At 71.2% G+C, this 24,800-nt stretch carries 20 protein-coding genes; 17 read left to right on the forward strand and 3 right to left on the reverse strand.

Features of this window, described 5'->3' with window-relative positions:
- The first annotated feature begins 97 nt into the window (after positions 1-97).
- From AC2W7E_RS09080 to AC2W7E_RS09110, 7 genes are all read left to right on the forward strand, one after another.
- Positions 98-1,543 carry a helix-turn-helix domain-containing protein gene (locus AC2W7E_RS09080; RefSeq protein WP_485988956.1) on the forward strand — a complete coding sequence of 482 codons (1,446 nt, stop codon included), beginning with the start codon at positions 98-100 and terminating at the stop codon, positions 1,541-1,543.
- A gap of 22 nt (positions 1,544-1,565) precedes the next feature.
- Positions 1,566-2,690 carry a DUF6226 family protein gene (locus AC2W7E_RS09085; protein ID WP_485988957.1) on the forward strand — a complete coding sequence of 375 codons (1,125 nt, stop codon included), beginning with the start codon at positions 1,566-1,568 and terminating at the stop codon, positions 2,688-2,690.
- A 190-nt stretch (positions 2,691-2,880) separates the two neighbouring features.
- On the forward strand, positions 2,881-3,984 hold the full coding sequence (locus AC2W7E_RS09090; RefSeq protein ID WP_485988958.1) for an ABC transporter substrate-binding protein: 1,104 nt from the start codon (positions 2,881-2,883) through the stop codon (positions 3,982-3,984).
- On the forward strand, positions 3,984-4,781 hold the full coding sequence (locus tag AC2W7E_RS09095; RefSeq protein ID WP_029989074.1) for an ABC transporter ATP-binding protein: 798 nt from the start codon (positions 3,984-3,986) through the stop codon (positions 4,779-4,781). Before AC2W7E_RS09090 ends, AC2W7E_RS09095 begins: the two co-directional genes overlap by 1 nt.
- Positions 4,774-5,622 carry an ABC transporter permease gene (locus AC2W7E_RS09100; protein ID WP_062765124.1) on the forward strand — a complete coding sequence of 283 codons (849 nt, stop codon included), beginning with the start codon at positions 4,774-4,776 and terminating at the stop codon, positions 5,620-5,622. The genes AC2W7E_RS09095 and AC2W7E_RS09100 overlap by 8 nt, the downstream gene beginning before the upstream one ends.
- A 106-nt stretch (positions 5,623-5,728) precedes the next feature.
- The gene (locus tag AC2W7E_RS09105) at positions 5,729-7,108 is read left to right on the forward strand and encodes an NtaA/DmoA family FMN-dependent monooxygenase (protein WP_485988959.1); all 1,380 of its coding nucleotides are present in this window, start codon (positions 5,729-5,731) and stop codon (positions 7,106-7,108) included.
- On the forward strand, positions 7,101-7,985 hold the full coding sequence (locus AC2W7E_RS09110; protein ID WP_485988960.1) for a ribokinase: 885 nt from the start codon (positions 7,101-7,103) through the stop codon (positions 7,983-7,985). The genes AC2W7E_RS09105 and AC2W7E_RS09110 overlap by 8 nt, the downstream gene beginning before the upstream one ends.
- Before the next feature lie 34 nt (positions 7,986-8,019).
- Here AC2W7E_RS09110 and AC2W7E_RS09115 read toward each other — a convergent pair whose 3' ends face one another.
- Positions 8,020-8,622: a PadR family transcriptional regulator gene (locus tag AC2W7E_RS09115; protein ID WP_085606337.1), complete on the reverse strand. Its 603-nt coding sequence runs from the start codon at positions 8,620-8,622 to the stop codon at positions 8,020-8,022.
- A 103-nt stretch (positions 8,623-8,725) separates the two neighbouring features.
- Here AC2W7E_RS09115 and AC2W7E_RS09120 point away from each other — a divergent pair, with 103 nt between their 5' ends.
- Together AC2W7E_RS09120 and AC2W7E_RS09125 are read left to right on the forward strand one after the other, a co-directional pair.
- The gene (locus AC2W7E_RS09120; RefSeq protein WP_060923367.1) at positions 8,726-9,235 is read left to right on the forward strand and encodes a flavin reductase family protein; all 510 of its coding nucleotides are present in this window, start codon (positions 8,726-8,728) and stop codon (positions 9,233-9,235) included.
- Positions 9,232-9,621: a riboflavin kinase gene (locus AC2W7E_RS09125; RefSeq protein WP_485988961.1), complete on the forward strand. Its 390-nt coding sequence runs from the start codon at positions 9,232-9,234 to the stop codon at positions 9,619-9,621. The genes AC2W7E_RS09120 and AC2W7E_RS09125 overlap by 4 nt, the downstream gene beginning before the upstream one ends.
- Before the next feature lie 167 nt (positions 9,622-9,788).
- On the opposite strand, the gene AC2W7E_RS09130 is transcribed toward AC2W7E_RS09125, so the two are convergent.
- Positions 9,789-11,297, reverse strand: a complete 1,509-nt coding sequence (locus AC2W7E_RS09130) for a PucR family transcriptional regulator (RefSeq protein ID WP_249521554.1) — start codon at positions 11,295-11,297, stop codon at positions 9,789-9,791.
- Positions 11,298-11,390: 93 nt separating this feature from the next.
- On the opposite strand from AC2W7E_RS09130, the gene gabT reads away from it, so the two are divergent.
- From gabT to poxB, 8 genes are all read left to right on the forward strand, one after another.
- On the forward strand, positions 11,391-12,752 hold the full coding sequence (gene gabT, locus AC2W7E_RS09135) for a 4-aminobutyrate--2-oxoglutarate transaminase (RefSeq protein ID WP_062633027.1): 1,362 nt from the start codon (positions 11,391-11,393) through the stop codon (positions 12,750-12,752).
- A 91-nt stretch (positions 12,753-12,843) separates the two neighbouring features.
- Positions 12,844-14,226, forward strand: a complete 1,383-nt coding sequence (locus AC2W7E_RS09140) for a flavin monoamine oxidase family protein (RefSeq protein WP_485988962.1) — start codon at positions 12,844-12,846, stop codon at positions 14,224-14,226.
- Entirely contained in the window at positions 14,226-15,110 is an 885-nt protein-coding gene (locus AC2W7E_RS09145) for a universal stress protein (protein ID WP_085606317.1), read from the forward strand. The genes AC2W7E_RS09140 and AC2W7E_RS09145 overlap by 1 nt, the downstream gene beginning before the upstream one ends.
- A complete protein-coding gene (locus tag AC2W7E_RS09150; RefSeq protein WP_062765097.1) occupies positions 15,110-16,666 on the forward strand; it encodes an APC family permease in 1,557 nt (518 codons plus the stop codon). Before AC2W7E_RS09145 ends, AC2W7E_RS09150 begins: the two co-directional genes overlap by 1 nt.
- Before the next feature lie 14 nt (positions 16,667-16,680).
- Positions 16,681-18,147, forward strand: a complete 1,467-nt coding sequence (locus AC2W7E_RS09155; protein WP_060923240.1) for an NAD-dependent succinate-semialdehyde dehydrogenase — start codon at positions 16,681-16,683, stop codon at positions 18,145-18,147.
- Between the two features lie 100 nt (positions 18,148-18,247).
- Positions 18,248-19,612 (forward strand): NAD-dependent succinate-semialdehyde dehydrogenase, encoded by a 1,365-nt coding sequence (locus AC2W7E_RS09160; RefSeq protein WP_062765093.1) that lies wholly within the window; start codon positions 18,248-18,250, stop codon positions 19,610-19,612.
- 122 nt (positions 19,613-19,734) lie between these two features.
- Positions 19,735-20,172 (forward strand): pyridoxamine 5'-phosphate oxidase family protein, encoded by a 438-nt coding sequence (locus tag AC2W7E_RS09165; RefSeq protein ID WP_062765090.1) that lies wholly within the window; start codon positions 19,735-19,737, stop codon positions 20,170-20,172.
- A gap of 40 nt (positions 20,173-20,212) precedes the next feature.
- A complete protein-coding gene (gene poxB, locus AC2W7E_RS09170; RefSeq protein WP_025102342.1) occupies positions 20,213-21,937 on the forward strand; it encodes a ubiquinone-dependent pyruvate dehydrogenase in 1,725 nt (574 codons plus the stop codon).
- On the opposite strand, the gene AC2W7E_RS09175 is transcribed toward poxB, so the two are convergent.
- Complete coding sequence (locus tag AC2W7E_RS09175) at positions 21,925-24,792, reverse strand: hypothetical protein (RefSeq protein ID WP_485988963.1); 2,868 nt, start codon at positions 24,790-24,792, stop codon at positions 21,925-21,927. The two genes, poxB and AC2W7E_RS09175, sit on opposite strands and share 13 nt — an antisense overlap.
- Positions 24,793-24,800 lie beyond the last annotated feature (8 nt).

The following is a 24,800-nucleotide window of genomic DNA, read 5'->3' on the forward strand; positions in this document are numbered from 1 at the left end:
ACCCGGCCTGGCGGGATCAAGAAGGATCCCGGCGCGGCCTCGCGCGGAGCGTTCCCGATCCCGCACCGGCGCGGACGGCGGGCTGACAGGAGCCGACATGGACGACGCCACGGAAGACACCGACGCCCTCACCGTCGGCCGACGCATCCGCCAGCTGCGCACAGCACGGAGCCTGACGCTCGAGGAGCTCGCCGCCGCGGTCGATCGGGCGCCGAGCCAGCTGTCGATGATCGAGACGGGCAAGCGCGAGCCGAAGCTCACGCAGTTGCAGGCCATCGCCCGCGCGCTCGGGGTGACCATCGACGCGCTGCTTTCCGGGGAGCCGCTCGACGAGCGCAGCGCGATCGAGATCGCCCTGGAGCGCGCGATGAAGGGGCAGACGTTCCAGGCGCTGGGCATCGCGCCGTTCCGCATCGCCAAGAGCGTGCCGACGGAGGCGCTGAAGGCGCTGCTCGCCCTGCAGGGTGAGATCGACCGGCTGAAGGACGAGCGCGCCGCGACGCCCGAGGAGGCCCGGCGTGCCAACGTGGAGCTCCGACATTTGATGCGCCGCCAGGACAACCACTTCGCCGACCTCGAGGCGAAGGCGGCCGAGATCCTCGCGGCCGTCGGCCATCCCGGCGGACCGCTGACCCAGCGCACCGCGTCCGAGATCGCGGCGCACCTCGGCTTCACCCTCCACTACGCGCCCGATCTGCCGCAGACCACCCGCAGCGTCGCCGACCTCGCCAACGGCCGGCTGTACCTGTCGAGCAGCGTGCCGGCGAAGGGCGATGCGCGCACCGCGGTGCTGCAGGCGCTGTCGAGCCGCATCCTGGGGCACGCCGAGCCGCGCAGCTACGCCGAGTTCCTCCGGCAGCGCGTCGAGACGAACTACCTCACTGGCGCCCTGCTGATGCCGGAGGCCGACGTCGTCCCCGCCCTGAAGGACGCGAAGCAGCGGCGCGCGATCTCCATCGAAGACCTCCGGGATGCGTACTCGGTGTCGTACGAGACGGCGGCGCACCGGTTCACGAACCTCGCCACACGGCACCTCGACATCCCCGTCCACTTCCTCAAGGTGCACGAGTCGGGCACGATCACCAAGGCGTACGAGAACGACGACGTGAACTTCCCGACCGACCGCCTCGGCGCCATCGAGGGGCAGATGTGCTGTCGCCGGTGGACCTCGCGGGTGGTCTTCGACGAGGATGACCGCTTCAACCCGTACTACCAGTACACCGACACCGGCAACGGCACCTACTGGTGCACCGCCCGCGTGGAGGCGTCGAGCGAGGGCCTGCACTCGGTGAGTGTGGGGGTACGGTTCGACGACACGAGGTGGTTCGTGGGCAGGGACACCCCGCACCGCGGCGTCTCGAAGCACTCGGTCGAGGTGTGCTGCCGTCGGGCTCCCGCCGACCTGGAGGAGCGGTGGCGCGAGAACTCCTGGCCCAACGTGAAGACCCCGCGCACGCTGCTGGCGACTCTGCCCACGGGAGCCTTCCCGGGCGTGGACACCACCGACGTGTACGAGTTCCTGGAGTCCCACGCGCCCCGGTGATCCCACTCGGTACGCTCGGTTGATGAGCAGTGCTGTCTTCCCCGGTCCCTTCGGCCCGATGCCCGAGGCGGGTGCTGCCGCGATCCTGTGGATGCCCCCGCAGCCGGACGCTCCGGGGCCGGTCCGCTTCGTCGACGGCTTCGAGCCCTTCGCCGAGTTCGCGCGGGGCCAGGGGGCCGACTCCGCAGTGCTCGCCGTCGATCTCGGGGCGACGTGGGACTTCGTCGCCGGTCATCCTGAGGTGCTCGAGAGCGAGACGCTGGCCACGGCGGCGGCGCGGTTCGTGGGGAACGTCATCGCGGTCGTGCACCCCGCCGCGACATGGAGGATGACGAGCGAGCCGGAGATCGGGACCCACACCCTCTCGATCCCGGTCACGGGTCTCGTGCAGGGGATGGTGCAGCAGCCCGACCAGCGGGATGCGTTCCTGCAGATGCTCGCGTCGTGGGACCAGGACGACATCGACGACGAGGAGATGAGGGCACTGTCCGCGGAGGACTCCGCTCCCGCTGCCGTCGTCCCGGCGCGCGCGTACGTCCGGCCTGCTCTCCCGCTGCTGGACTTCCATGACGAGAACGGCGAGGTCATCCGCTACGGACACCGCTGGCCCGACGGCATCGCGCCGGAGGAGTCGTACTCCCGGGAGTCCCACCCGGAGCGCTTCGCACCGCTCTCCCTCGTGGTCGACGCGCTCGTCGAGCACCTTTCCCGCGAGTACGAGGTCGATGTGCGGCGAGAGTCGGGGGAGGACGGGACGGAGCGCATCGTGCTCGAACCGGCGCGCGGTGCGCAGATCGCGATCACGCCGGCCGTTCCCTCCGTCTGCGTCGAGGCCGGCGCCCTCTTCCACGCGATCGTGCCGTCGTGCATCTGCGATGCGTGCGATGAGACCGCCGAGACCGCGGCGGACGAGCTGGAGCGGATCGTGCTGTCGATCGCCGCTGGCGGCTTCCGGGAGAAGTACCCCGTCGGTCACCGTGCGTGGCTGTACACGGAGGTCCGGTCACCGGACGGCGAGCGGCGGGAGAGCAGCTCAGGCCCCGCCCCGGAGGCGCCCGCGGAGGCGCGAGAGCGCGCGGCCGTCCTGCTGCGCGGGCTCGACGACGGCTGGTGGCCCGCCTGGCCCCTCCGCTCGACCCCCGCCTGACCCCGCGCCACCCCGGCCCACCTCCGCCCCGCCTGCACGACGGTGTTCCGCGTGCACGACCCGAGGGGCGGGTGAATCGTGCATCCGTCGCCGGATCGTGCAGGAGAAGTTAGTTTGATCTTGCTTAGTCAAGATTGACTATGTTACTTTCATCGAGCCATCAATGACGAACGGCCGAGAAGGGACCCTCATGGCTACTTCCTCTGCGGAAACCCGATTCCGCACCACTGCCACCCTGACGTGCGTTCTCGCCGCCACGCTGACGCTCGGAGCATGCTCCTCGCCGGCGCCCGGCGGCGATACCGCCCCCACGAGCGCGGGCGGCAGCGACGCCTGCCAGCGCAACCAGGATGCCGGCACCATCACCTACATCTCCGGCTACGGCTACTCCGCCAGCGCCGGGCAGCTCGACGTGTTCCTGGCGGAGGAGCTGGGCTATTTCGACGACCTCTGCCTCGATGTGGAGATCAACGCCTCCGGCGCGAACGGGCAGCAGCTCGTCGCCTCGGGGCAGGCGCAGTTCACCGCGCTCGGCTCCGCCTCCGACGTGATGCTCGCCGCGGCGAACAGCAAGAACCTCACCGCGGTCGCGACGTACGGCACGACCCCGCCGTTCTCGATCTTCGGCAATGAGAAGCTCACCGACCTCACCGACCTCGAAGGCGGCTCGCTGGGGTACTTCATCAACCTCACGCCCATCGCCTCGGCCATGCTCGACGAGGCCGGCGTCGACGTCTCGAAGGTCGAGATGGTGAAGATGACCAACTACGACCCGACCGTCGTCGTGCGCGAGCAGGTCGACGCGATCGTCGGCTACGCCTCCAACCAGCCGCAGACCCTCAAGGCGCAGGACCTCCCGTTCAGCGAGTTCCTGCCCGCCGACCTCGGCGTCGAGGGCACGTACAACGTCATGGAGGTGAACTCGCGCTTCCTCGATGAGCACCGCGAGGTCGCGGCCGACTTCATGCGCGCGAGCCTCAAGGCCCTGCAGTTCTGCCTCGACGAGGCGGACGAGTGCATCGACATGCTGGCGGCCCTCGCGGAGGAGAACGGCCAGGGTGCGGCGTTCCCGCGCGATCAGCTCGCCCGCACGTGGGAGGTCGAGTCGGCCTGGGTGCGCGAGAGCGCAGGTGGCAACCCCGGCGTGCAGACGGCGGAGATGTGGCAGCCGGAGTACGAGATCGTGCAGGAGTACGGCGATGTCAAGGACCTCCCCGCCATCGCCGACATGATGGACCCGGATCTCGTGGCCGACCTGTACGACGGCGACACCCTCATCTGGGCGGAGAAGTGATGACCGCGGCACAGGGGGCGGGCGTCGAGGTCAGGAACGTCTCGAAGGCCTTCGGCGTCGACGGCGCCCAGGTGACCGTCCTCGACGATGTGAGCCTCACGATCGGCATGGGCGAGTTCGTGTCGGTGATCGGCCCCAGCGGATGCGGCAAGTCCACGCTGCTCAAGGTGGTCGCCGGACTCCTCGACGCCGACTCCGGCACCGTCACGATCGACGGCGAGAGCGTCACGGCGGCCTCCCGCGACAAGAAGATCGGTCTCGTCCCGCAGTCCCCGGCGCTGCTGCCGTGGAAGACGGTGCGCGAGAACGTCGAGCTCCCCGTGCGGATCAACCGCGGGGCCAACGGCGACCGCGCCCTCCGCGACCCGGCCGAGCTGCTGTCGACGTTCGGTCTCGGCCATGCGCTGAAGAAGTACCCGGGGCAGCTCTCCGGCGGCATGCAGCAGCGCGCCGCGATCGCCAGGGCCTTCGTGTTCGATCCGGCGATCATGCTGATGGACGAGCCGTTCTCGGCCCTCGACGAGATGAACCGCGACCTGCAGCGCATCGCCCTGCTGGACTTCTGGCAGTCGAACCGCAAGGCCGTGATGTTCGTGACGCACTCGGTGCCGGAGGCGATCATGCTCTCCGACCGCATCGTGGTCATGGCGGCCCACCCCGGACGCATCGCCGAGGTGATCGATGTGAACCTCCCGCGGCCGCGGACCGAGGAGGCGTACGCGACGGACGAGTTCCGCGACCTGGAGGCAGTCGTGCGCGGTGCGCTGCGCGCGCAGACGGAGAAGGCCCATGTCTGAGCTGACGATGAGAGACACCACCGCGACCCTCGCCACCGCCCGGCTGAAGGCGCAGCCTCGACGCGGCATCCCCGGGTGGCTCCGCTGGGGTTCCTGGGTCCCGACCCTGATCACGTTCGTGATCGCGGCCCTGCTCTGGCAGATCGTGGCGTGGACCAACCCGTACGTCCTGCCGACGCTTGAGGCCATCGGCGCGAGCCTCGTCGAGGACGCGGGGATGTACTGGTCCAACTTCCTCGTGACGCTGCTCGAGGTCGTCGTCGGAGCCTCGGCCGGCATCCTCGCGGGCTTCCTCCTGGCGGTCGTGATGGCGGAGTTCCAGATCATCGAGCGCGCCGTCATGCCCTTGGTCATCATCGTGATGGTGACGCCGATCGTCGCGATCGCCCCGGCGCTCGTGGTCGCCTTCGGGTTCGGCATGGTGCCGAAGTTCATCGTCACCGGCCTCGTGGTGTTCTTCCCGATGCTCGTGAACTCGCTCGCGGGCCTCCGCGACGTGGACCAGAAGGCGCTCGACGTGTTCACGACGCTGCACGCCTCGCGGTGGGAGATCTTCCGCGAGCTGCGGTTCCCCGGCAGCATGCCGTACGTGTTCGCCGGTCTGCGGATCGCGCTGCCCCTCGCCGTGGTCGGCGCGGCCGTGGCCGAGTTCGTCGCGGCAGGGCAGCAGGCCGGTCTCGGCTCCCTCGTCACCACCTCGGCTGCGCAGGCGAACCTGCCCGTGACCTGGGCGAGCATCGCCCTGCTCTGTCTGCTCGGGGTGCTCCTCATCGTGCTTCTCGCGGTCGTGCGCCGTCGCGTCCTGTGGTGGAGCGACGGCGAGGTCACCGCGAAGGGCTGAGCCCACGACCCCCGGTCCGGGGCGCGACCCCTGCGCCCCCGGGTTCCCCCGGCGTGCCCGGAAACTCCGAACGACACCATCCCCCACTCCCAGGAAGGCATCCGCCATGACCGCTCAGCACCCCGTGAAGACCCTGCGGCTCGGGCTCTTCGAGAACGCCCAGGCCAACGACTCCGGCACCGCGACCTGGCGCCACCCCGACAACCGGCGCTACCTGTTCGACAAGCTCGACTACTGGCGCGACACCGCGCGCCTGGTCGAGGACGCGGGCTTCGACTTCCTCTTCCTCGCCGATGCGTGGGGCTGGGCCGACGTCGCCGGTGAGCGCCCGGACATCTGCTCCGTCGAGGGTCTGGACCTGCCGCGGCTCGACCCGGCGATCATCCTCGCCGCGCTCATCCCGGAGACCACCCGCCTCGGCCTCGTCGCCACGGGGTCGACCCTGCTCGAGCCGCCCTACTCCTTCGCCCGGCGCCTGGCCACCCTCGACATCCTTTCCGGCGGCCGGATCGGCTGGAACGTCGTCACCACCGGCACCGCCGACACCGCGGTGCAGGGCTTCGGTGTGCCGATGGTCGGGCACGACGAGCGCTACCTGATGGCCGACGACTTCATGCAGGTCGTCTACAAGCTGTGGGAGGAGGCCTGGGAGGAGGGGGCGCTGGAGCGCGACAAGGCGGGCCGTTTCGCGGACCCGGCAAAGGTCCACCGCATCGCCCACGACGGGCCCTACTTCCGCTCGCACGGCTACGGCAACACGCAGCGCTCGCCGCAGGGCACTCCGGTGCTGTTCCAGGCCGGGGCCTCGCCCGCCGGCCGCGAGTTCGGCGGCAAGCACGGCGAAGCGATCTTCGTGGGGAGCGGCTCGGTCGAGCAGCTCCGGGCGCACTCCTCGGCGATCCGCGAGGAGGCGGTGAAGAACGGCCGTGGCGCGCACGAGGTGAAGATCATGTCGGCGTTCGCCGCGGTCGTGGGAAGCACCGAGGAGGAGGCGCGCCGCACCTACGCGGAGGTCGCCGACGCGCAGAACCCCGAGGTCACCGTGGCGTCCTACGCCTGGTTCACCGGGCTCGATCTGTCGTCGTACGACCCGAGCACGCCGATGTCGGAGCTCCGCACCGAGCTCTCGCAGACGCAGGTCGCCCGCTTCGCCGACAAGACGGTGGGCGACGTGCTGGGCGACTGGCACGCGCACGGGGTCGGCGCCCGGCCCATCGTGGGCACGCCGGAGCAGGTGGCGGACCGGATGATGGAGCTCGCCGACGGCGCCGACCTCGACGGCTTCCTCTTCGCCCCGGTGATCCCGCCGGCCTCGACCGCCGACTTCATCGAGCACGTGCTGCCGATCCTCAAGGAGCGCGGGGCCATCAGCGACCCCGCCGCCGAACCGGAGTCGCTGCGGGAACGGCTGATGGGCACCCCGACGCCCGCGCTCGCCGAGTCCCACGTGGGCTCGTCGTTCCGGCGGACGATGGCCCGTGTCTGAGACCCTCGCTGGCGTCGCCGTCGTGGGGAGCGCGAACCTCGATCTCGTGGTCGAGGTCTCGCGCCCACCCCGCGTCGGCGAGACGCTGCTCGGTCGTGCCGGGGGACGCTTCCCCGGCGGCAAGGGCCTCAATCAGGCCGTCGCGGCGGCGCGCACAGGAGCCTCGACGCGGTTCTGCGGTGTCGTCGGAGCGGACGAGGCGGGAGCCGTGCTGGAGGCGGCGCTGACGGAGGCGGGCGTGGACGCCGTGCTCCGCCGCTCCGCGTCCGCGCCGACCGGGGTCGCGCATGTGCTGGCCTTCGACGACGGCGACAACAGCATCCTCGTGGCGGCGGGGGCGAACGGCGAGCTCACTCCGGAGGACGCCCTGGCCGGGATCGCCGGGGCGGCTGTGGTGCTCGCTCAACTCGAGGTGCCGTTCGCCGCAGTCGCTGCCGCCCTCGCGGCCGCCCGGGGTGCGGGGGCGCGCACGATCCTCAACGCCGCCCCCGCGCACGAGGCGGCGGTCGCGCTGCTGCCGGAGGTGGACGTGCTGGTCGTGAACGAGACCGAGTGCGCGGAGCTCGGCGGCGTCGAGCGGCTCCTCAGCGCGGGTGCCGGAGCTATCGTGCTCACGGAGGGGGCCGCGGGGGTGACGCTGCATCGGCCGGGACGGCCCGGTGCGCACGTGGCGGCCTTCCGCATCGACGCCGTCGATACGACGGGGGCCGGGGACGCCTTCTGCGGCGCCCTCGCCGCCGGGCTCGCCCAGGGCCAGGACATCGAGCACGCTCTCGTGCGCGCCTGTGCCGCGGGGGCGATCGTCGCCCGACACCGCGGGGCGACCACTCCGGCGCTGTCCGTGGCGGCCCTGGAGGCTCTGGTGGCCGGGCGCTGAGTCCCGCCGTGCGCCGTGCGTGCGCCTTCCGAGGTCACCGTGGGGGAGCGGGTTCCGCCTCCGTCGTCTCCGCCGTCTCGCCGGCGAACGTGTACGCCCCGGCGCGCAGCCGCTCCAGCAGTGCCAGGAGCCACTGCTTCTCGGCCGTGAGCCGGGCGGTGGAGAGGTCGAAGATCTCGCGGACGTACTCCGGGGTCGTCTCCGAGCGCAGCGTGTCCTGCACGTCGAAGCCGTTCTGCGTGATGATGGCATCGCTCTTGATGAGGCGGTGCTCGAGGCCGGCGATGACCTCCTGCCGGCTGAGGACGAACATGAAAGAGGCCACGGTCATGATCGCCTGCGTGTCGAATGCCGCGACGTTCCAGAGGTTCTCCCGCAGCATGCGCTGCAGCTCCACCTCGCCGGCCGGGGTGATGCGGTACGTGGTCCGCGCCGGGCGCTTGCCTTCCGTCTCCGTGCCGCTCTCCGCCACGTAGCCGTCGACCTCGAGCGCGCGGAGGGCGTTGTAGATCGAACCGGGCTGGATGTGCGCCCATTCGTCGACGTGCCAGGTCATGAGCTCGCGGCGGAGGAAGTAGCCGTGAACGGGCTGGAACTGCTTGACAGCGCCGAGGACGACGAGGCGGGTGGTCGACATGCGCTTCATGCTAACGGCTCGCTGTCTCGAAACCGGTTGTTTGGATGGTCAAAAATGCATATGATTCAAACTAGTCAAAGTTGACTAACGAAAGGACTTCGTGATGACCACTGCCGTGACCGACGCCCTGCCGCGGGACCGCGCTCTCCGTCGCGCCTTCTCCGTCTATCCGACCGGTGTGGTCGCGCTCGCCGCGCACGTCGACGATCGAGCCGTCGGGATGGCGGTCAACTCCTTCACCTCGATCTCGCTGGAGCCCGCCCTCGTCGCGGTCAGTGCCGCCCGCACCTCGAAGACCTGGCCGGTGCTCCGAGCCGTCCCGGAGCTGGGGATGAGCGTCCTCGCGGCGCACCACGAGCCGCTCAGCCGCTCGCTGTCCGCGCGCGAAGGGGACCGGTTCGGCGGCCATGCCTGGCATCGCTCGGAGGGCGGGGCAGTGTTGATCGACGACGCCGCGCTCTGGCTCACCTGCCGCCTGCACAGCACGTTCGACGGCGGCGACCACGAGATCGCGCTCTACGAGATCCAGGACGTGACGCTCTTCGACGACGTCGAGCCGCTCGTGTTCCACCAGAGCCGCTACCGCGCGATCTCGCCCGCCGCAGACGTGTGACCGGACCGGCGCTCCCGGTGCTCTCCGGCCTCGTCGTCCCCGGCGACGGCCGCGGGCGACTGCTCGGCTTCCCGACCGCGAACCTCGCCCTGCCCGAGCGGCTGCTGCCCGACGACGGCATCTACGCGGCCTGGGCGCGGCTGCCCGACGACAGCCGGCGGTGCGAGGCGACGGCGAGCGTCGGGGCCAACCCGACGTTCTGCGGCGACCGGGCGCGGCGACTCGAGGTGCACCTGCACGACGTCGACCGCGACCTCTACGGACAGCGGCTGTCGATCGAGCTCGTCGCGCTGCTCCGGCCGACCCTCCGTTTCGATGGGGTCGAGGAGCTCGTCGCTCGCACCGCCGCGGATGTCGCGGCCTCGCGGCGGCTCCTCGCCCGCTGACACCCGATCCGACTCCGGTCCTGCGGTTCGAGTTCCGGGTTCCGGGTTCCGGCGGCACGATCCCGGTCCGGGTGCACGACTCATCGGGGCGATCCGTCGTGCATACGCGGCGAGGTCGTGCAGGCGTCGCGCGGGGGAGAGGGGAGAGGGGGACGGAAGGGGCCGGGTCAGTCGCGGGCGGTCTGCAGGAGGGCCCACACCTCGGCCCGGGCGGGGAAGGTCGTCAGGTCGACCCCGAGGAGGGCGCCGGCATGGGAGACCCGGGAGCGGAGGGTGTGCCTGTGGATGCCCAGGGCGGCCGCGGCCTGCTCGGCTCGCGCATCGTGGTCGAGCCAGGTGCGCAGCGCGTGTTCGAGCGCGGTGCCGTGGGCGGCGTCGTGTTCCCGGAGCGGGGCGAGCCGCGACTCCGCGACGAGCCGGGCCTCATCCGTGGCCAGAGCGGTGAGCAGGCTCGACCCGACCGTGTCGGCGTACCGGACGGCGCCGCTCGTGCCGGGCTGACGGAGCGCGACGAGCGCCTGCGCGTGCGCCCGGGAGAAGGCGTCGTACCCCTCCGGAGCGGAGACGCCGACGCGGGCGGTGAAGCGGGCGGCCACATCGTCGAGAAGCGGCTCGTCGGTCGCGGAGATGCAGATGACGACGCCGTCCTCGGAATCGGCGAGGAACGCGGGGGTGCCGTGGTCGAGGCGTCGGCGCTCCCACCAGTCCAGGAGCGGCTCCGCCGGGGCGTCGCCCGTCACGGCGACCACCACGGGGGCGGGCGGGAGGCTCCCGAGCACCCGGCGCGCGAGGCCGGGGTCGTCGCCCAGGAGGGAGCGCAGCAGCTGCGTGTGCAGGCGGCGACGGCCGCGGGTGAGCTGCTCGCTCTGCTCCCGCGCGAGTCCGGCCATCGCGATGACCGACGTGACGACGGCTCTGGCCTCCTGGTCGAGGGCGTCGGCCTCCACGGCGAGGACGCCGCGCAGGTGCCCGCCCCGCCCCACCGTGAAGAGCATGAAGGTGTGCGCCTCGAGGGTGAGGGACTGCCCCGCCTCGAGTCCGCGGTCGAGGATCTCCTGGACCCGCGTCCCGAGCTCTTCCCGGACAGTCGTCGAGAACGCATCGCGGGGGTGGGCGACGAGCAGGTCGCCCGCCGCGTCGAACATGCCGGCCCAGGCGCCGAGACGACGGCCGAGCTCGGTGACGATGGCGTCCAGCCCGCGCGGTCGGAGCGCGGCGAGGGCCAGGGCGCGCTGGGTGTCGAGCGCCCAGGTGCGCCGGGCGTAGGCCTGCGCCGCGATCGCCTCGGAGTGCGCGCGGGCCACCGCGATGAACGGCGTGCGGTATGGCACCTCGAACAGCGGAATGCCCTGGTCGGCGCACGCCGCGATCAACTCCCCCGGCGTTCCCGAGCGATGCACGTCGGTGCCGAACCCGAGCCCCAGCACCCCGCGCTCGGCGAGGCGCACGACGTAGGGCGGAATGGCGTCCGCGTCGTCGAACTGGGTACCCGTGGTCAGGAGCACCAGGTCTTCCGCGAGGAAGGGCGTCGGGTCCGCGAGATCCGAGCTGTGCACCCAGCGCAGCGGCCGGTCGAGTGCGCCGTCCGGCAGGTCGGTGGCGGCGGAGACGAGGCGCAGGTCCAGATCACGGCGCCGCAGCAGGGCGGACAGCGTGGGCGGATCGGTGGGGGCCATGCGATCTCCGGTTGTACGAGACGGCGAAATCAATTCTCCGATTGTACGACCCGGCGAATGCGGGCGTCTCCGCTGCCGCCGTACGCTCGCGACATGGCTCTCCTCGACACCGCAGCACCCGCAGTCCCCCTCGGCGGCCCCGACCTCCCGCAGGAGCGTCGCCTCGTCACGGAACTCCCCGGCCCGCGGTCGGCCGAGGTCCTCGCCCGCAAGGCGGACGCGGTCGCCGCCGGTGTCGGACACACTGTGCCCGTCGCCGCCGTCGCGGCCGGGGGAGGGGTGGTCGTCGACGCCGACGGCAACTCGCTCATCGACCTCGGCTCCGGCATCGCGGTGACCACGGTCGGCAACGCGCACCCGAAGGTCGCCGCGGCCGTCGCCGCGCAGGCCGCGCAGTTCACGCACACGTGCTTCATGATCTCGCCGTACGAGTCGTACGTCGGCGTCGCCGAGGCGCTCAACCGCGTCACCCCCGGCGACTTCGCCAAGAAGAGCGCCCTGTTCAACTCCGGCGCGGAGGCCGTCGAGAACGCGATCAAGATCGCCCGCAAGCACACCGGACGCCAGGCCGTCGTCGCGTTCGACCACGGCTACCACGGCCGCACGAACCTCACCATGGCGCTGACCGCGAAGTCGATGCCCTACAAGAGCGGCTTCGGCCCGTTCGCCCCCGAGGTCTACCGCGCGCCGATGTCCTACCCGTTCCGCGACGGACTCGAGGGCGGCGAGGCCGCGGCCCGCGTGATCCTCCAGCTCGAGAAGCAGATCGGCGCCGACAACCTCGCGGCCGTCATCATCGAGCCCATCCAGGGCGAGGGCGGCTTCATCGTTCCCGCCGACGGCTTCCTCCCCGCGATCGTCGACTGGTGCCGCGCGAACGGCGTCGTCTTCATCGCCGACGAGGTGCAGACCGGCTTCGCCCGCACGGGGCACATGTTCGCCAGCGAGATCTTCGGCATCGAGCCCGACCTCATCACCACCGCCAAGGGCATCGCGGGCGGGCTGCCGCTCGCGGCCGTGACCGGTCGCGCCGAGATCATGGACGCCTCGCACTCCGGCGGCCTCGGCGGCACCTACGGCGGCAACCCGATCGCCTGTGCCGCGGCGCTGGCTGCGATCGACGTGTTCGAGAACGACGGCGTCATCGAGCGGGCCCGCGAGATCGGCGAGATCCTCATCGGCCGCCTCACCGCCCTCCAGGCCGAGGACGCCCGCATCGGCGACGTCCGCGGTCACGGCGCGATGGTCGCGGCCGAGTTCGTGGACCCGGAGACCAAGGCTCCGGACGCCGCGCTCACGGCCGCCGTGGCCAAGGCGTGCATCGCTCAGGGCGTCATCGTCCTCACCTGCGGCACGTACGGCAACGTCATCCGCTTCCTCCCGCCGCTGTCCATCGGCGACGAGCTGCTGAACGAGGGCCTCGACGTCGTGGCCGAGGCGCTCGCCGGCGCCTGACACACTGTCCGGTCGCGTCCCCGGATCGGGGGATTTCGGGACGCGACCGGTACTTCTTCCCCCGCATCCCCCGACGACGAAGGAGTTGCAGATGGCTGAGATCACCCGCGACGTGCTGATCGTGGGCGCCGGAGCCGCAGGGCTCACGGCGGCCAACGACCTGCGGAAGGCCGGACTGTCGGTCGCCGTGCTGGAGGCCCGCGACCGCGTGGGCGGCCGGCTGTGGACCGACGTGATCGACGGCGCCATGCTGGAGATCGGCGGCCAGTGGGTCTCGCCCGACCAGGACGCCCTCAAGGACACGATCGAGGAGCTGGGGCTCGAGACCTACAGCCGCTACCGCGAGGGTGACAGCGTCTACGTCGGCCCGGACGGCAAGGCGCATCGCTTCACGGGCGAGATGTTCCCGGTGTCGGCGGAGACCGAGGCCGTGATCGCCCGCATCACCGGCATCCTCGACGCCCTCGTCGCCGAGATCGACCCGGACCGCCCGTGGGAGCACCCGAACGCGGCCGAGTGGGACTCCATCTCGTGGGACGCCTGGCTGCGGTCGCAGACCGACGACGACGAGGCCGTGCGCAACCTCGCCTTCGCGACCGGCTCGGCGATGCTGACCAAGCCGACCCATGCCTTCTCGCTCCTGCAGTCGCTGCTGATGGCGGCGTCCGCCGGCTCGTACTCGAATCTCGTCGACGCGGACTTCATCCTCGACAAGCGCGTCGTCGGCGGTCTGCAGCAGGTGCCGCTGCGCCTCGCCGAGCGGCTGGGCGACGACGTGCTGCTGAATCAGCCCGTCCGCAGCCTGGAGTGGTCGGATGACGGGGTCGTGGCGACCACCGACGACCTCACGGTCCGGGCGCGGTACGCGATCCTCGCGCACGCTCCCATCCTCTACAACCGCATCTCCTTCGTCCCGCCGCTGCCGCGTCGTCAGCACCAGCTGCACCAGCACCTGTCGATGGGCTTCGTCATCAAGGTGCACGCCGTCTACGACCGCCCGTTCTGGCGCGAGCAGGGCCTGAGCGGTACGGCGTTCAGCCCGTACGAGCTCTCGCACGAGGCGTACGACAACACCAACCACGGCGACGAGCGCGGCACCCTGGTCGGCTTTGTCTCCGACGCGAACGCCGACGGCGTGTTCGAGCTGTCGGCCGAGGAGCGCAAGGAGCGCATCCTCGAGTCGCTCTCGCACTACTACGGTCCCGAGGCCAAGAACCCCGTCGTCTACTACGAGAGCGACTGGGGCAGCGAGGAGTGGACCCGCGGCGCGTACGCCGCGAGCTTCGACCTCGGCGGACTGCACCGCTACGGCGCCGACCTGCGCACGCCGGTCGGACCGATCCACTTCGCCTGCAGCGACATGGCCGGAGCGGGGTACCAGCACGTCGACGGGGCGATCCGCATGGGCCACCTCGTCGCGGCGAACATCGTCGACGCCCGTCGCGAGACCGGCGCTCCCGAGAGCATCGGCTGATGACCGGCTCGGTCGTCGTCGGCTACACGGCGACGGATGCGGGGGCCGACGCGGCGGCGCTGGGCGCACGACTGGCGCGCAGCATCGGCGCGACCCTGCACCTCGTGATCGTGCTGCCGACCGAGGGCACCCGGAGCGCCGCCGTGCCGCCGGAGCGCGCCTACGAGGACGTCATCCGGAAGCAGGCCCGGAGCTGGCTGCAGGACGCGGTCGTGCGCCTGCCGCAGGAGCTCGTGCGCAGCGGCCACGTGCGGTTCTCGGAGTCGTTCGCCGAGGGCCTCATCGCCGCCGGTGAGGAGTTCGACGCCAGCGTCATCGTGATCGGCACGGCCGGTGGAGGCCTCTTCGGCCGGCACCGCCTGGGCAGCGTCGCATCGGAGCTGCTGCACTCCTCGCCGATCCCGGTGGCTCTCGCGCCGTCCGGTCTCGCGCAGCAGGACGACCACGTGCTCCCGCGCGTCACCGTCGCCGTCGGCACCCGTCCCGGCGCGGAGGGCGTGCTCGACCAGGCCGTGGCCCTCGCCGGCGCCGCCGAGGTGAGCCTGCGCCTGGTGTCCCTCGTTCCGTTCGACGTGCCGCCGGGGCTCGACACCGGCGCCATCCGCCTCGCCGGCAGCGAGCACGCGCACCAGGTGCTGGCCGTGGCCGCCGAGCGGCTGCCGGACGGTCTCGGCGCCGTCGTCGAGGAGGCCCCCGGCGAGACGGTGGAGGACGCCGTCGCCGGGCTCTCCTGGCTCCCCGGTGAGGTCGTGCTCGTCGGCTCCAGCCGGCTGGCGCAGCCGCGCCGCCTCTTCCTGGGCTCCACGGCGGCGAAGATGCTGCACGAGCTGCCCGTCCCCATGATCGTCGTCCCGCGTACCCGCGATGAAGCAGGAGACCGCTGATGAGCAGCACCAACCGGGCGACGGAGCCCGCATCCGGCGTCACGACCGGAATCTCGACGAAGGGCCTGAGCGCCGGCACCGTCGGCCTGATCGGCGCCGTCGTGATCGGCATCTCGTGCATCGCCCCCGCCTACACCTTCACGGCCGCCGTCGGCCCCACCGCATCCGAGGTCGGCGCGCAGATCCCGGCGATCATCCTCGTCGGCTTCATCCCGATGCTCCTCGTGGCCTTCGGCTACCGCGAGCTCAACAACCGCATGCCCGACTCCGGCACCTCCTTCACCTGGGCCGCCAGGGCGTTCGGGCCGTGGGTGGGCTGGATGGCCGGCTGGGGCCTCGTGGTCGCCACGATCCTCGTGCTCTCCAACCTCGCCGGCGTCGCGGTCGACTTCCTGTTCCTGCTGCTGTCGCAGATCACGGGCAATCCGGAGATCGCCGATCTCGCCGGCGTGACCTGGATCAACATCGGCGTCTGCCTGCTCTTCATGCTCGGCGCGACGTGGGTGTCGTACCGCGACATGCAGACCACGCAGAAGCTGCAGTACTGGCTGGTCGGATTCCAGATCCTCGTGCTCGTGTTCTTCGCGGTCGCCGCGATCGTGCAGGCCGTGGGCGGCAATGGCTTCGACTACCAGCCGTTCGACCTCAACTGGTTCAACCCGTTCGCGATCTCGTCGTTCAGCGCGGTCGCCGCCGGTCTGTCGCTGTCGATCTTCATCTTCTGGGGCTGGGACGTCACCCTCACCATGAACGAGGAGACGAAGGACCCGGAGAAGACCCCGGGGCGCGCGGCCACTGTCACCGTGCTCACGATCGTCTCGCTCTACCTGCTCCTCGCCGTCGCCATGATCATGTTCGCGGGTGTCGGCACGGGGGAGCTCGGCCTCGGCAACGGCGACATCCAGGAGAACGTGTTCTTCCACCTCTCCGGACCGATCCTCGGGCCGCTCGCGTTCCTCGTCTCGCTCGCGGTGCTCACGAGCTCGGCGTCGTCGCTGCAGTCGACGTTCGTCGGTCCGGCCCGCACCCTGCTCGCGATGGGCCACTACGGTGCGCTGCCGAAGTCGTTCGCGAAGGTGAGCCCGCGGTTCTTCACCCCGGGCTACGCCACGATCGTGTCGGCCATCGTGGCCTCCGCGTTCTACGCCGTGATGCGCGTGGTCAGCGAGGACACGCTGTGGGACACGATCCTCACGCTCGGCATGATGATCTGCTTCTACTACGGGATCACCGCGTTCGCCTGCGTCTGGTACTTCCGCAAGCAGTGGTTCGACTCGGCGCGGAACGTCTTCTTCACCTTCCTGTTCCCGCTGGTGGGCGGCATCATCCTGGCGATCCTGTTCTTCACCACGCTGATCGACTCCATGGACCCTGCTTATGGCTCCGGGTCGGAGATCGGCGGCATCGGGATCGTCTTCATCCTCGGCATCCTCATCATCGTCGTCGGCATCGCCGTGATGATCTGGAACGCCATCCGCCGCCCCGCCTTCTTCCGCGGTGAGACGCTGGGTATGGACGCCCCGCCCAGCCGCCGCCGTCGTCCCACGTCCGTCTGAAAGAGAGAGAATCCATGAGCACTCAGAACGAGCAGGCGCTGCTCGACAGCATCCCCACCGGCCTCTTCATCGGCGGGGAGTGGATCGAGGGGGAGACCGGCGCGACCTTCGACGTCAAGGACCCCTCGACCAACCAGGTGATCCGCACGATCGCCGACGCCACCCCCGCGGACGGCATCCGGGCGCTCGACGCGGCCGTCGCCGCGCAGGACGAGTGGGCCGCGACCGCGCCGCGCGTGCGCGGCGAGATCCTGCGCCGGGCGTTCGACCTCGTGCAGGAGCGCAAGGAGGACCTCGCGCTGCTGATGACGCTCGAGATGGGCAAGCCCCTCGCCGAGGCTCGCGGCGAGGTCGCCTACGGCGGCGAGTTCCTCCGCTGGTTCAGCGAGGAGGCCGTGCGTATCAGCGGCCGCTACGGCCTCAACCCGGAGGGCACCGGGCACATGATCGTGTCGCAGCGCCCGGTCGGCCCGTCGTTCTTCGTGACGCCGTGGAACTTCCCGTTCGCGATGGCGACGCGCAAGATCGCCCCGGCCCTCGCCGCCGGCTGCACCGTCGTGATCAAGCCCCCGGCACTCACGCCGCTCACGACCATCTTCTTCACGACGCTGCTCGAGGAGGCCGGTCTGCCGAAGGGCGTCGTCAACGTCGTGCAGACCTCGAAGTCGAGCGCCCTGTCCGCGCCGATCATCGCCGACCCGCGCCTGCGCAAGCTGTCCTTCACCGGGTCGACCGAGGTCGGCCGCAAGCTCATCGCCCAGGCGGCGGAGGGCGTGCTGCGGGTCTCGATGGAGCTCGGCGGCAACGCGCCGTTCGTCGTGTTCGACGACGCGGACCTCGACAAGGCCGTGGACGGCGCTCTCGCCGCGAAGTTCCGCAACATCGGTCAGGCCTGCACGGCGGCGAACCGCTTCATCGTGCACAAGGACGTCGCGGGCGAGTTCGCCAAGCGCGTCACCGAGCGTGTCAACGGCATGAAGATCGGCCGCGGCACGGAGGAGGGCGTGGCGATCGGCCCGCTCATCGACGAGGACGCGGTGGCCAAGGCCGGCGAGCTCGTGGACGACGCCGTCGAGCGCGGCGCGACCCTGCTCGCGGGCGGCAAGGCGCTCGAGGGCACCGGCACGTTCTACGAGCCCACGGTCCTCACCGACGTCGTGCCCGGGTCCGCGATCCTCCGCGAGGAGATCTTCGGCCCGGTGCTCGCGATCGCGACCTTCGAGACCGAGGACGAGGCCGTGCGCCTCGCCAACGACACCGAGTACGGCCTCGTCTCTTACGTCTTCACCGAGAACCTGCAGCGCGGTCAGCGGATGATCGACGCGCTGGAGACCGGCATGATGGGTCTGAACGTGGGTGTCGTCTCCAACGCGGCGGCTCCTTTCGGCGGCGTCAAGCAGTCCGGCGTCGGTCGCGAGGGCGGCTTCGAGGGCATCCACGAGTACCTGTCCACCAAGTACACGCTGATCCCGGTCTCCTGACCTTCCGGGTGGTTCCCTGAGCTCGTCGAAGGGCCCCACCCCCTGAACGGCCTGGGTCCCTGAGCCTGTCGAAGGGCCCCAGCACACGAGAGGACAACTCATGACCGACTATGCCGTCGTCAACCCCGCCACCGGCGAGACCCTGGCGTCGTACGACACGTTCACCGACGCCCAGATCGAGGAGGCCGTCGCGGCCGCCGACGAGGCGCACCGCGAGTGGTCGCGCTCCACGACGGTCGCCGACCGTGCCGCGCTGCTGCGTCGCGCGGCCGAGCTCCACCGTGAGCGCCGCGAGGAGCTGGCCGACATCTTCGTGCGCGAGATGGGCAAGCCGCGGGAGGCCGCACTCGGCGAGGTCGACTTCGCCGCCGACATCGCGGAGTACTACGCGGACCAGGCCGAAGACATCATGGCCGACCAGCCCATCAAGATCCTCGGGGAGGGCTCGGCGATCATCCGCCGCTCCTCGCTGGGGCCGCTCGTGGGCATCATGCCGTGGAACTTCCCGGCGTACCAGATCGTGCGCTTCGCCGCGCCGAACCTGATCGTCGGCAACACGATCCTCCTCAAGCCCGCGCCGCAGTGCCCCGAGTCGTCGAGCGCGATCGAGGCGATCTACCACGACGCGGGCTTCCCGAAGGGCGCGTACCAGAACGTGCTCGCCACGAACGACCAGATCGCGGCGATGATCGCGGACTGGCGGGTGCAGGGCGTGTCGCTGACCGGCTCCGAGCGCGCCGGCGCCGCGGTCGCCGAGGTCGCGGGGCGCAACCTCAAGAAGGTCGCGCTGGAGCTCGGCGGGTCCGACCCGTTCATCGTGCTCTCCACCGACGACCTCGACGCCACCGTGCAGGCGGGTGTGGACGCGCGCCTCGACAACAACGGCCAGGCGTGCAACGGCGCCAAGCGCTTCATCATCGTCGACGAGCTCTACGACGCGTTCGTGGAGAAGTTCACGGCGGCGATGGCGGCCGTCGAGGCGACCGATCCCACGCTCGACGACACGGTCCTCGGTCCGGTCTCGTCGGAGGCAGCGGCGGAGAACCTGCAGAAGCAGATCGACACCGCCGTGGCCCAGGGCGCGACCCTCCTCACGGGCGGCACGCGCGACGGGGCGTTCTTCGCACCGACCGTGCTCGCCGACGTGACCCCGGAGATGGACGTCTACCGCGAGGAGCTGTTCGGCCCCGCAGCGGTCGTGTACCGCGTCGCGGACGAGGACGCGGCGGTCGCGCTGGCCAACGACACCACGTTCGGTCTCGGCTCCTACGTCTTCACGACGGACGAGGCGCAGGCGGAGCGGGTGGCCGACCGGATCGAGGCAGGCATGGTCTACGTGAACCTCGTGCTCGCCGACAGCCCCGAGCTCCCGTTCGGCGGCATCAAGCGCAGCGGCACGGCCCGCGAGCTCGGCCACCTGGCCGCCGACGAGTTCGTCAACAAGAAGCTGATCCGCATCGGCTGACCGTCGACCCACCCCCTTGCGGCCGAGCGGCCCCCTTGCGTGCGCACGCAAGGGGGCCGCTCGCACGAGAGGGGCCGGGTCGACAGGGTGCGCGTCGAAGACGGACGAGGCACAATGGCGGCATGAGTGCGCACACGGATCCGGTCCAGTCCCTCACCGCGGAGCAGAGCTGGGAGCACCTGCGCAGCCAGGAGCTCGGGCGGCTCGTCACCAGGGTCGGCGAGACCATCGACATCTTCCCCGTGAACTACGCCGTCGACCGCGAAGCGCTCCTGTTCCGCACGGCCCCCGGGAGCAAGCTGTTCGAGCTGACGGTCAACGCCGACGTGCTCTTCGAGGTCGACGACCACACCGACACTGCGGCGTGGAGCGTCATCGTGCGCGGGCGTGCCGAGGCACTGGAGACCGACGCCGACATCGAGCGGGCGGAGGCGGCGGGTCTGCGCCCGTGGATCCCGACCGACAAGCGGGTGTACGTGCGCATCGCCCCGGCATCGGTGTCCGGCCGCGCGTTCCAGCGCGATCCCGAGCCCGACCGGGACGGTCCGCAGGAGTACTGAGCCCGGCCCGGGGAGGCCTCGGCGGGCGTAGGGTCGGGGTATGGCCAACGTCGCTGAGAACATCGTTAAGACTCTGAACGCCAACGGAGTCGACCGGGTCTACGGCATCCCGGGCGACTCCCTGAACGGTCTCACGGACGCCCTCCGCAAGGACGGCCGGATCCGCTGGGTGCACGTGCGCCACGAGGAGTCCGCCGCCTTCGCCGCCGCGGCCGACGCCGGCACCACCGGAGACCTCGCCGTCGTGGCGGGCTCGTGCGGCCCCGGCAACCTGCACCTCATCAACGGCCTGTACGACGCGCAGCGCTCTCGCGTGCCGGTGCTCGCCATCGCCGCGCACATCCCGACCGTCGAGATCGGTACCGGGTACTTCCAGGAGACGCACCCGCAGGAGCTGTTCCGCGAGTGCAGCGTGTACGTCGAATACGTCGCTGACCCGTCGCAGATGCCGCGGCTGATGGAGATCGCGATGCGCGCGGCCATCGAGCAGCGCGGCGTCGCCGTCCTCGTGATCCCCGGCGACGTGGCGCTGTCCGAGATCGCGGACGACCGCGCCGTGGTGATCGAGCGCACCCGCCCGCTGATCCAGCCCAGCGGCCCGGAGCTGGAGAAGGCAGCGACCATGCTGAACGCGGCCAAGAAGGTCACCATCCTCGCCGGGGCCGGCGTCGAGGGGGCGCACGACGAGGTGATCGCGCTCGCCGACGCACTCGGTGCCCCCATCGTCCACGCGCTGCGCGGCAAGGAGTTCATCGAGTACGACAACCCGTTCGACGTCGGCATGACGGGACTGCTCGGCTTCGCGTCCGGCTACCGCGCCATGGAGGCGGCCGACACGCTCCTCGTCCTCGGCAGCGACTTCCCGTACGAGCAGTTCTACCCGGATCACGCGACCACCATCCAGGTCGACATCCGCGGGTCCCAGCTCGGCAAGCGCCACCCGCTCGACCTCGGTCTCGTCGGTGACGTGAAGGCCACCGCCGAAGCGCTGCTGCCTCGCCTCGCGCGGAAGGACGACCGCGGCCACCTCGACGACGCCGTCGCCCACTACCGGAAGACGCGGAAGAAGCTCGACGAGCTCGCGGTGCCGGCCAAGGGCACGCGCCCCATCCACCCGCAGTACCTCGCCCGACTGCTCGACGAGTACGCCGCCGACGATGCGATCTTCACCGCCGACGTGGGGTCGCCGACCGTCTGGGCCGCGCGCTACCTGTCCATGACCGAGGGGCGCCGGCTGATCGGATCGTTCACGCACGGCTCGATGGCGAACGCCCTGATGCACGGGATCGGCGCGCAGGTCGCGCATCCGGACCGTCAGGTCGTGGCGCTCGCCGGCGACGGCGGTCTCGCGATGATGCTCGGCGAGCTGCTCACGCTCACCCAGAATGGGCTCCCGGTCAAGACGATCGTGGTGAACAACTCGTCGCTGAACTTCGTGGAGCTGGAGATGAAGGCCGCCGGCTTCGTCACCTACGGCACCGGGCTGGACAACCCCAGCTTCGCCGCGATCGCCGAGGCCATGGGGATCTTCGCCCGTCGTGTGGAGCGCAGCGAAGATCTGCCGGAGGCGGTCCGCGAGGTCCTCGCGCACGACGGTCCCGCGCTGCTCGACGTCGTGACCGAGCGGCAGGAGCTGTCCATGCCGCCCGCGATCGAGGCCGCGCAGGTCAAGGGCTTCGCGCTCTACGCGATCCGCACGGTCATGTCGGGTCGCGGAGACGAACTGCTCGACCTCGCGCGGGCGAACTGGCGTCAGCTCTTCTGACACGGCCCTCCGCCGCATCCGCATCGGCGCGGGATCCCCTCCGGATCCCGCGCCGGTGTCGCGTCAGCTCTCGACGAGAGCCCTGACCTCTGCGGCCTCGGCGTGCCGCCCCAGCGCCTCCAGCACGTCGCCGAGCTCCAGCGCCGCGACCTGACGCAGCGGCGGGAAGCCCTCGGCATGCTCCAGGGCGCTCCGGTACACCGGCACGGCATCGGCCGGGCGGTCGTTCCCCGCGAGCACCCGGCCCGCGAACAGTTCCGAGCTTCCGGCGGCGCCCTGATCGCCCAGCGCGGCGAAGCCGTCGGCGGCGGTGAGAGCAGCGGCGACGGCCTCGTCGATCCGGCCCAGCTGGCCAGCGCGCGGCCGCGGGAGTCGGTCACGTCGGCGAGCAGCCAGCCGGCTTCGTGCTCCTGGGCGAGTGCCGCGACCTCGTCGAAGAGGGGGAAGGCGCGCTCGTCACCCCGGCCTGCATAGGCCTGGCCGAGGCTGTGCAGCACCTCGGACAGCGCGCCGACGGCCTCGGGGGCACGCCGCACGATGTCTGCAGCGCCCTCCAGCAGCCGCACCGCGTCGTCGTGTTCCTCGAAGCGGGCGAGGATCTTCGCCTGCTCCGTCATGGCCATGGCCTGGTCGGCGTGGGCCTCCGCCTGTCCGAACAGCTCGGCCGCGTAGCCGTGCGCGCCGACCGCCTGACCGAACTCGCCGGACTCGGCGAGCGACCGGGCCAGGAGCGAGGCGGTCATAGCGCGCGAACCCGCAGGGGTCTCGGCGTTCTCCTCGCGCTGGAGCACGTCGCCGAAGAGCTCGGCTGCCTCCTCGGCGTCTCCCGCGCGGAGCATCGCCCTGGCCAGCCGGAAGTCGACGCCGGTGCGATCGCCGTCGTCCTGCAGCCGAGCGGCCAGACGGTAGCGGGCGACAGCCTTCTCGGGCTCCTCGGCGTCCTCCCAGAGCGCGCCCGCGAGCACATGGGCCTCGGCGAGAGCGCGGGTGGCGCCGAGTTCGGCGAGCAGTCGGCACACCTCGTCGGCGTCGACGGCCCCGTCCTGGTACGCACCCGTGCCGCCGCGCACGCGGGCCCGGGTCTGCAGCGCGTGGGCCCGGTGTCCGGCGGACAGGTCCTCCTGGGAGAGGAAGCGGTCGAGGAGCGTGCGACCGGCGTCCAGGTCGCCCTTGCTCAGCACGGCGCCGATCGCCACGAGGGTCGTGGTGTTGGACAGCCGGGTGTCGTCGGCCTCCGCGAACGAGCGGGCGGCGAGCTCCGCGAGGTCCAGCGCCGCGTCCGGCTCCTCCGCCCGAAGGTGCAGCGACGCGCGGCTGATCGCCAGGTCGCCGCGCGACCAGGCGGGAAGACGGTCGGCTTGGGCCAGCTCCTCTTCGAGCGCCGCCATGGTCTCGTCGGTGTGCAGGCCGAAGGTCGCCAGTCCGAGCCGCTCCTCGAGGTCGGCCTGCGCGTCGTTCCCGGCGGCCCGCAGCGCGGCGATCCGCTCGGGGAGGAGGGCCTCGGCCTCGTCCACGCGATCGAGTGCGACGAGGATGCCGAGGTGCATCGACAGGAGCTGCGCGCGCTTGGCGGCGTCGTCGATCTCCAGGGCGTGCGGGAGGGCGGCGAGGGTCTCCTGCTCGGCGCCGAACTGCGCGAGCTGCATCGCCCGCTCGAACCAGCCGTCCGGGTCGGTCGGGGTCGTGGCCGGCGCGGGGGCGACGAACGCGTCGGAGCGGATCGGGACGTCGTAGCTCTCGTCGGCGAGAGCGCGCATCCGGGCGAGGCTGCGGGCGTGGCCGTCGGTGCCGTCCCGCTCGTCGAACTGTGCGCCGATGCGCTCGGCCGTCGACCAGGCGGTCGCGGCGAGCTCGGCGGCGCTCCACGGGCCGTCGTGCGTGCCCAGCAGCGGCACGAGCGCCGGGGCGTCGGCGCCGCGGACCGGGGTGTCGCCGTGTCCGGCAGCGGTGACGCGGTCGAGAGCGACCGCGAAGGCGGTGAGGGCGGCGAAGTGCGCGTCGACGTTGAGGCCATCGTGGGCCAGCCACGCGATGTGCTTCTCGATCAGGGCCAGCGCCCGCGCCTCGTTGCCGGTGATCGCCGCGAACACGATGTTGTTGGCCACGATGCGCAGGTTGTCCGGGTTGTCCTTCGCCAGGCGGTAGCTGCGCAGGTGCGCGGTCTTCGCGTCCTCCGTGCGGCCGGCGCGGAGGTACGGGAGGAGGACGCGGGAGAGCGCATGCTCCGGCTCCTCGCCGCAGGAGAAGCCGCCCTCGAGCATCTCCTCGACGAGGCGGATGGCGTCGGCGTCGCGGTCGGTCTCCGCGAAGAAGCCCGCGAACTGGCTGCGGCTGCAGGCGTCGCAGTGGCTGTGCTCGTCGCGCGGCGTGGCCTCGAGCTGCACGCGCAGGGCTTCGGCGGCGTCGAACCGGCCCGCGTCCCAGGCGTCCTCGAAACGGGCGGTCAGCACGCCGCTGAGGCCGAGACCTGCGGCGCGGTAGTGCGCCTCCATGTCGTCGAGCACCGCGGCGATCTGCTCCTGCGAGAAGGCAGGGGAGGAGCGCAGGGACGACGCCATCCACTTGAACTGCCACATGAGGTCGGCGCCGCCGTTGTCGAGGTCGGCGGGGAACCGCTGCGGGTCGGCGTCGTGGTGCGCGAGGCACCACGCGAAGGAGTTGAGCATGACGTCGGTGGCCCCGACCATGTTCGCCGACGCGGTCTGCCGCATCCGGGCCTCGTACTCCAGCCGTTCGTCGCCGATCTCGACGGCCAGCGCCACCGCCTCCGCCACGAGGGCCTGCTCCGCCGGGCCCCACGGGGTGCGGTCGATCTCCTCGATGAGCTGCTGGAAGCGCTTCTTCGGACGTGCCATGGAGGCCC

It is taken from the genome of Microbacterium sp. CFSPD4_SD4, assembly GCF_057364585.1.

What these genes read in the sequence shown, in the direction of transcription:
- AC2W7E_RS09080 (WP_485988956.1), top strand. Translation starts at nt 98, where the DNA reads ATGGACGACGCCACGGAAGACACCGACGCCCTCACCGTCGGCCGACGC.
- AC2W7E_RS09085 (WP_485988957.1), top strand. Translation starts at nt 1,566, where the DNA reads ATGAGCAGTGCTGTCTTCCCCGGTCCCTTCGGCCCGATGCCCGAGGCG.
- AC2W7E_RS09090 (WP_485988958.1), top strand. Translation starts at nt 2,881, where the DNA reads ATGGCTACTTCCTCTGCGGAAACCCGATTCCGCACCACTGCCACCCTG.
- AC2W7E_RS09095 (WP_029989074.1), top strand. Translation starts at nt 3,984, where the DNA reads ATGACCGCGGCACAGGGGGCGGGCGTCGAGGTCAGGAACGTCTCGAAG.
- AC2W7E_RS09100 (WP_062765124.1), top strand. Translation starts at nt 4,774, where the DNA reads ATGTCTGAGCTGACGATGAGAGACACCACCGCGACCCTCGCCACCGCC.
- AC2W7E_RS09105 (WP_485988959.1), top strand. Translation starts at nt 5,729, where the DNA reads ATGACCGCTCAGCACCCCGTGAAGACCCTGCGGCTCGGGCTCTTCGAG.
- AC2W7E_RS09115 (WP_085606337.1), bottom strand. Translation starts at nt 8,622, where the DNA reads ATGTCGACCACCCGCCTCGTCGTCCTCGGCGCTGTCAAGCAGTTCCAG.
- AC2W7E_RS09120 (WP_060923367.1), top strand. Translation starts at nt 8,726, where the DNA reads ATGACCACTGCCGTGACCGACGCCCTGCCGCGGGACCGCGCTCTCCGT.
- AC2W7E_RS09130 (WP_249521554.1), bottom strand. Translation starts at nt 11,297, where the DNA reads ATGGCCCCCACCGATCCGCCCACGCTGTCCGCCCTGCTGCGGCGCCGT.
- gabT (WP_062633027.1), top strand. Translation starts at nt 11,391, where the DNA reads ATGGCTCTCCTCGACACCGCAGCACCCGCAGTCCCCCTCGGCGGCCCC.
- AC2W7E_RS09140 (WP_485988962.1), top strand. Translation starts at nt 12,844, where the DNA reads ATGGCTGAGATCACCCGCGACGTGCTGATCGTGGGCGCCGGAGCCGCA.
- AC2W7E_RS09145 (WP_085606317.1), top strand. Translation starts at nt 14,226, where the DNA reads ATGACCGGCTCGGTCGTCGTCGGCTACACGGCGACGGATGCGGGGGCC.
- AC2W7E_RS09150 (WP_062765097.1), top strand. Translation starts at nt 15,110, where the DNA reads ATGAGCAGCACCAACCGGGCGACGGAGCCCGCATCCGGCGTCACGACC.
- AC2W7E_RS09155 (WP_060923240.1), top strand. Translation starts at nt 16,681, where the DNA reads ATGAGCACTCAGAACGAGCAGGCGCTGCTCGACAGCATCCCCACCGGC.
- AC2W7E_RS09160 (WP_062765093.1), top strand. Translation starts at nt 18,248, where the DNA reads ATGACCGACTATGCCGTCGTCAACCCCGCCACCGGCGAGACCCTGGCG.
- AC2W7E_RS09165 (WP_062765090.1), top strand. Translation starts at nt 19,735, where the DNA reads ATGAGTGCGCACACGGATCCGGTCCAGTCCCTCACCGCGGAGCAGAGC.
- poxB (WP_025102342.1), top strand. Translation starts at nt 20,213, where the DNA reads ATGGCCAACGTCGCTGAGAACATCGTTAAGACTCTGAACGCCAACGGA.
- AC2W7E_RS09175 (WP_485988963.1), bottom strand. Translation starts at nt 24,792, where the DNA reads ATGGCACGTCCGAAGAAGCGCTTCCAGCAGCTCATCGAGGAGATCGAC.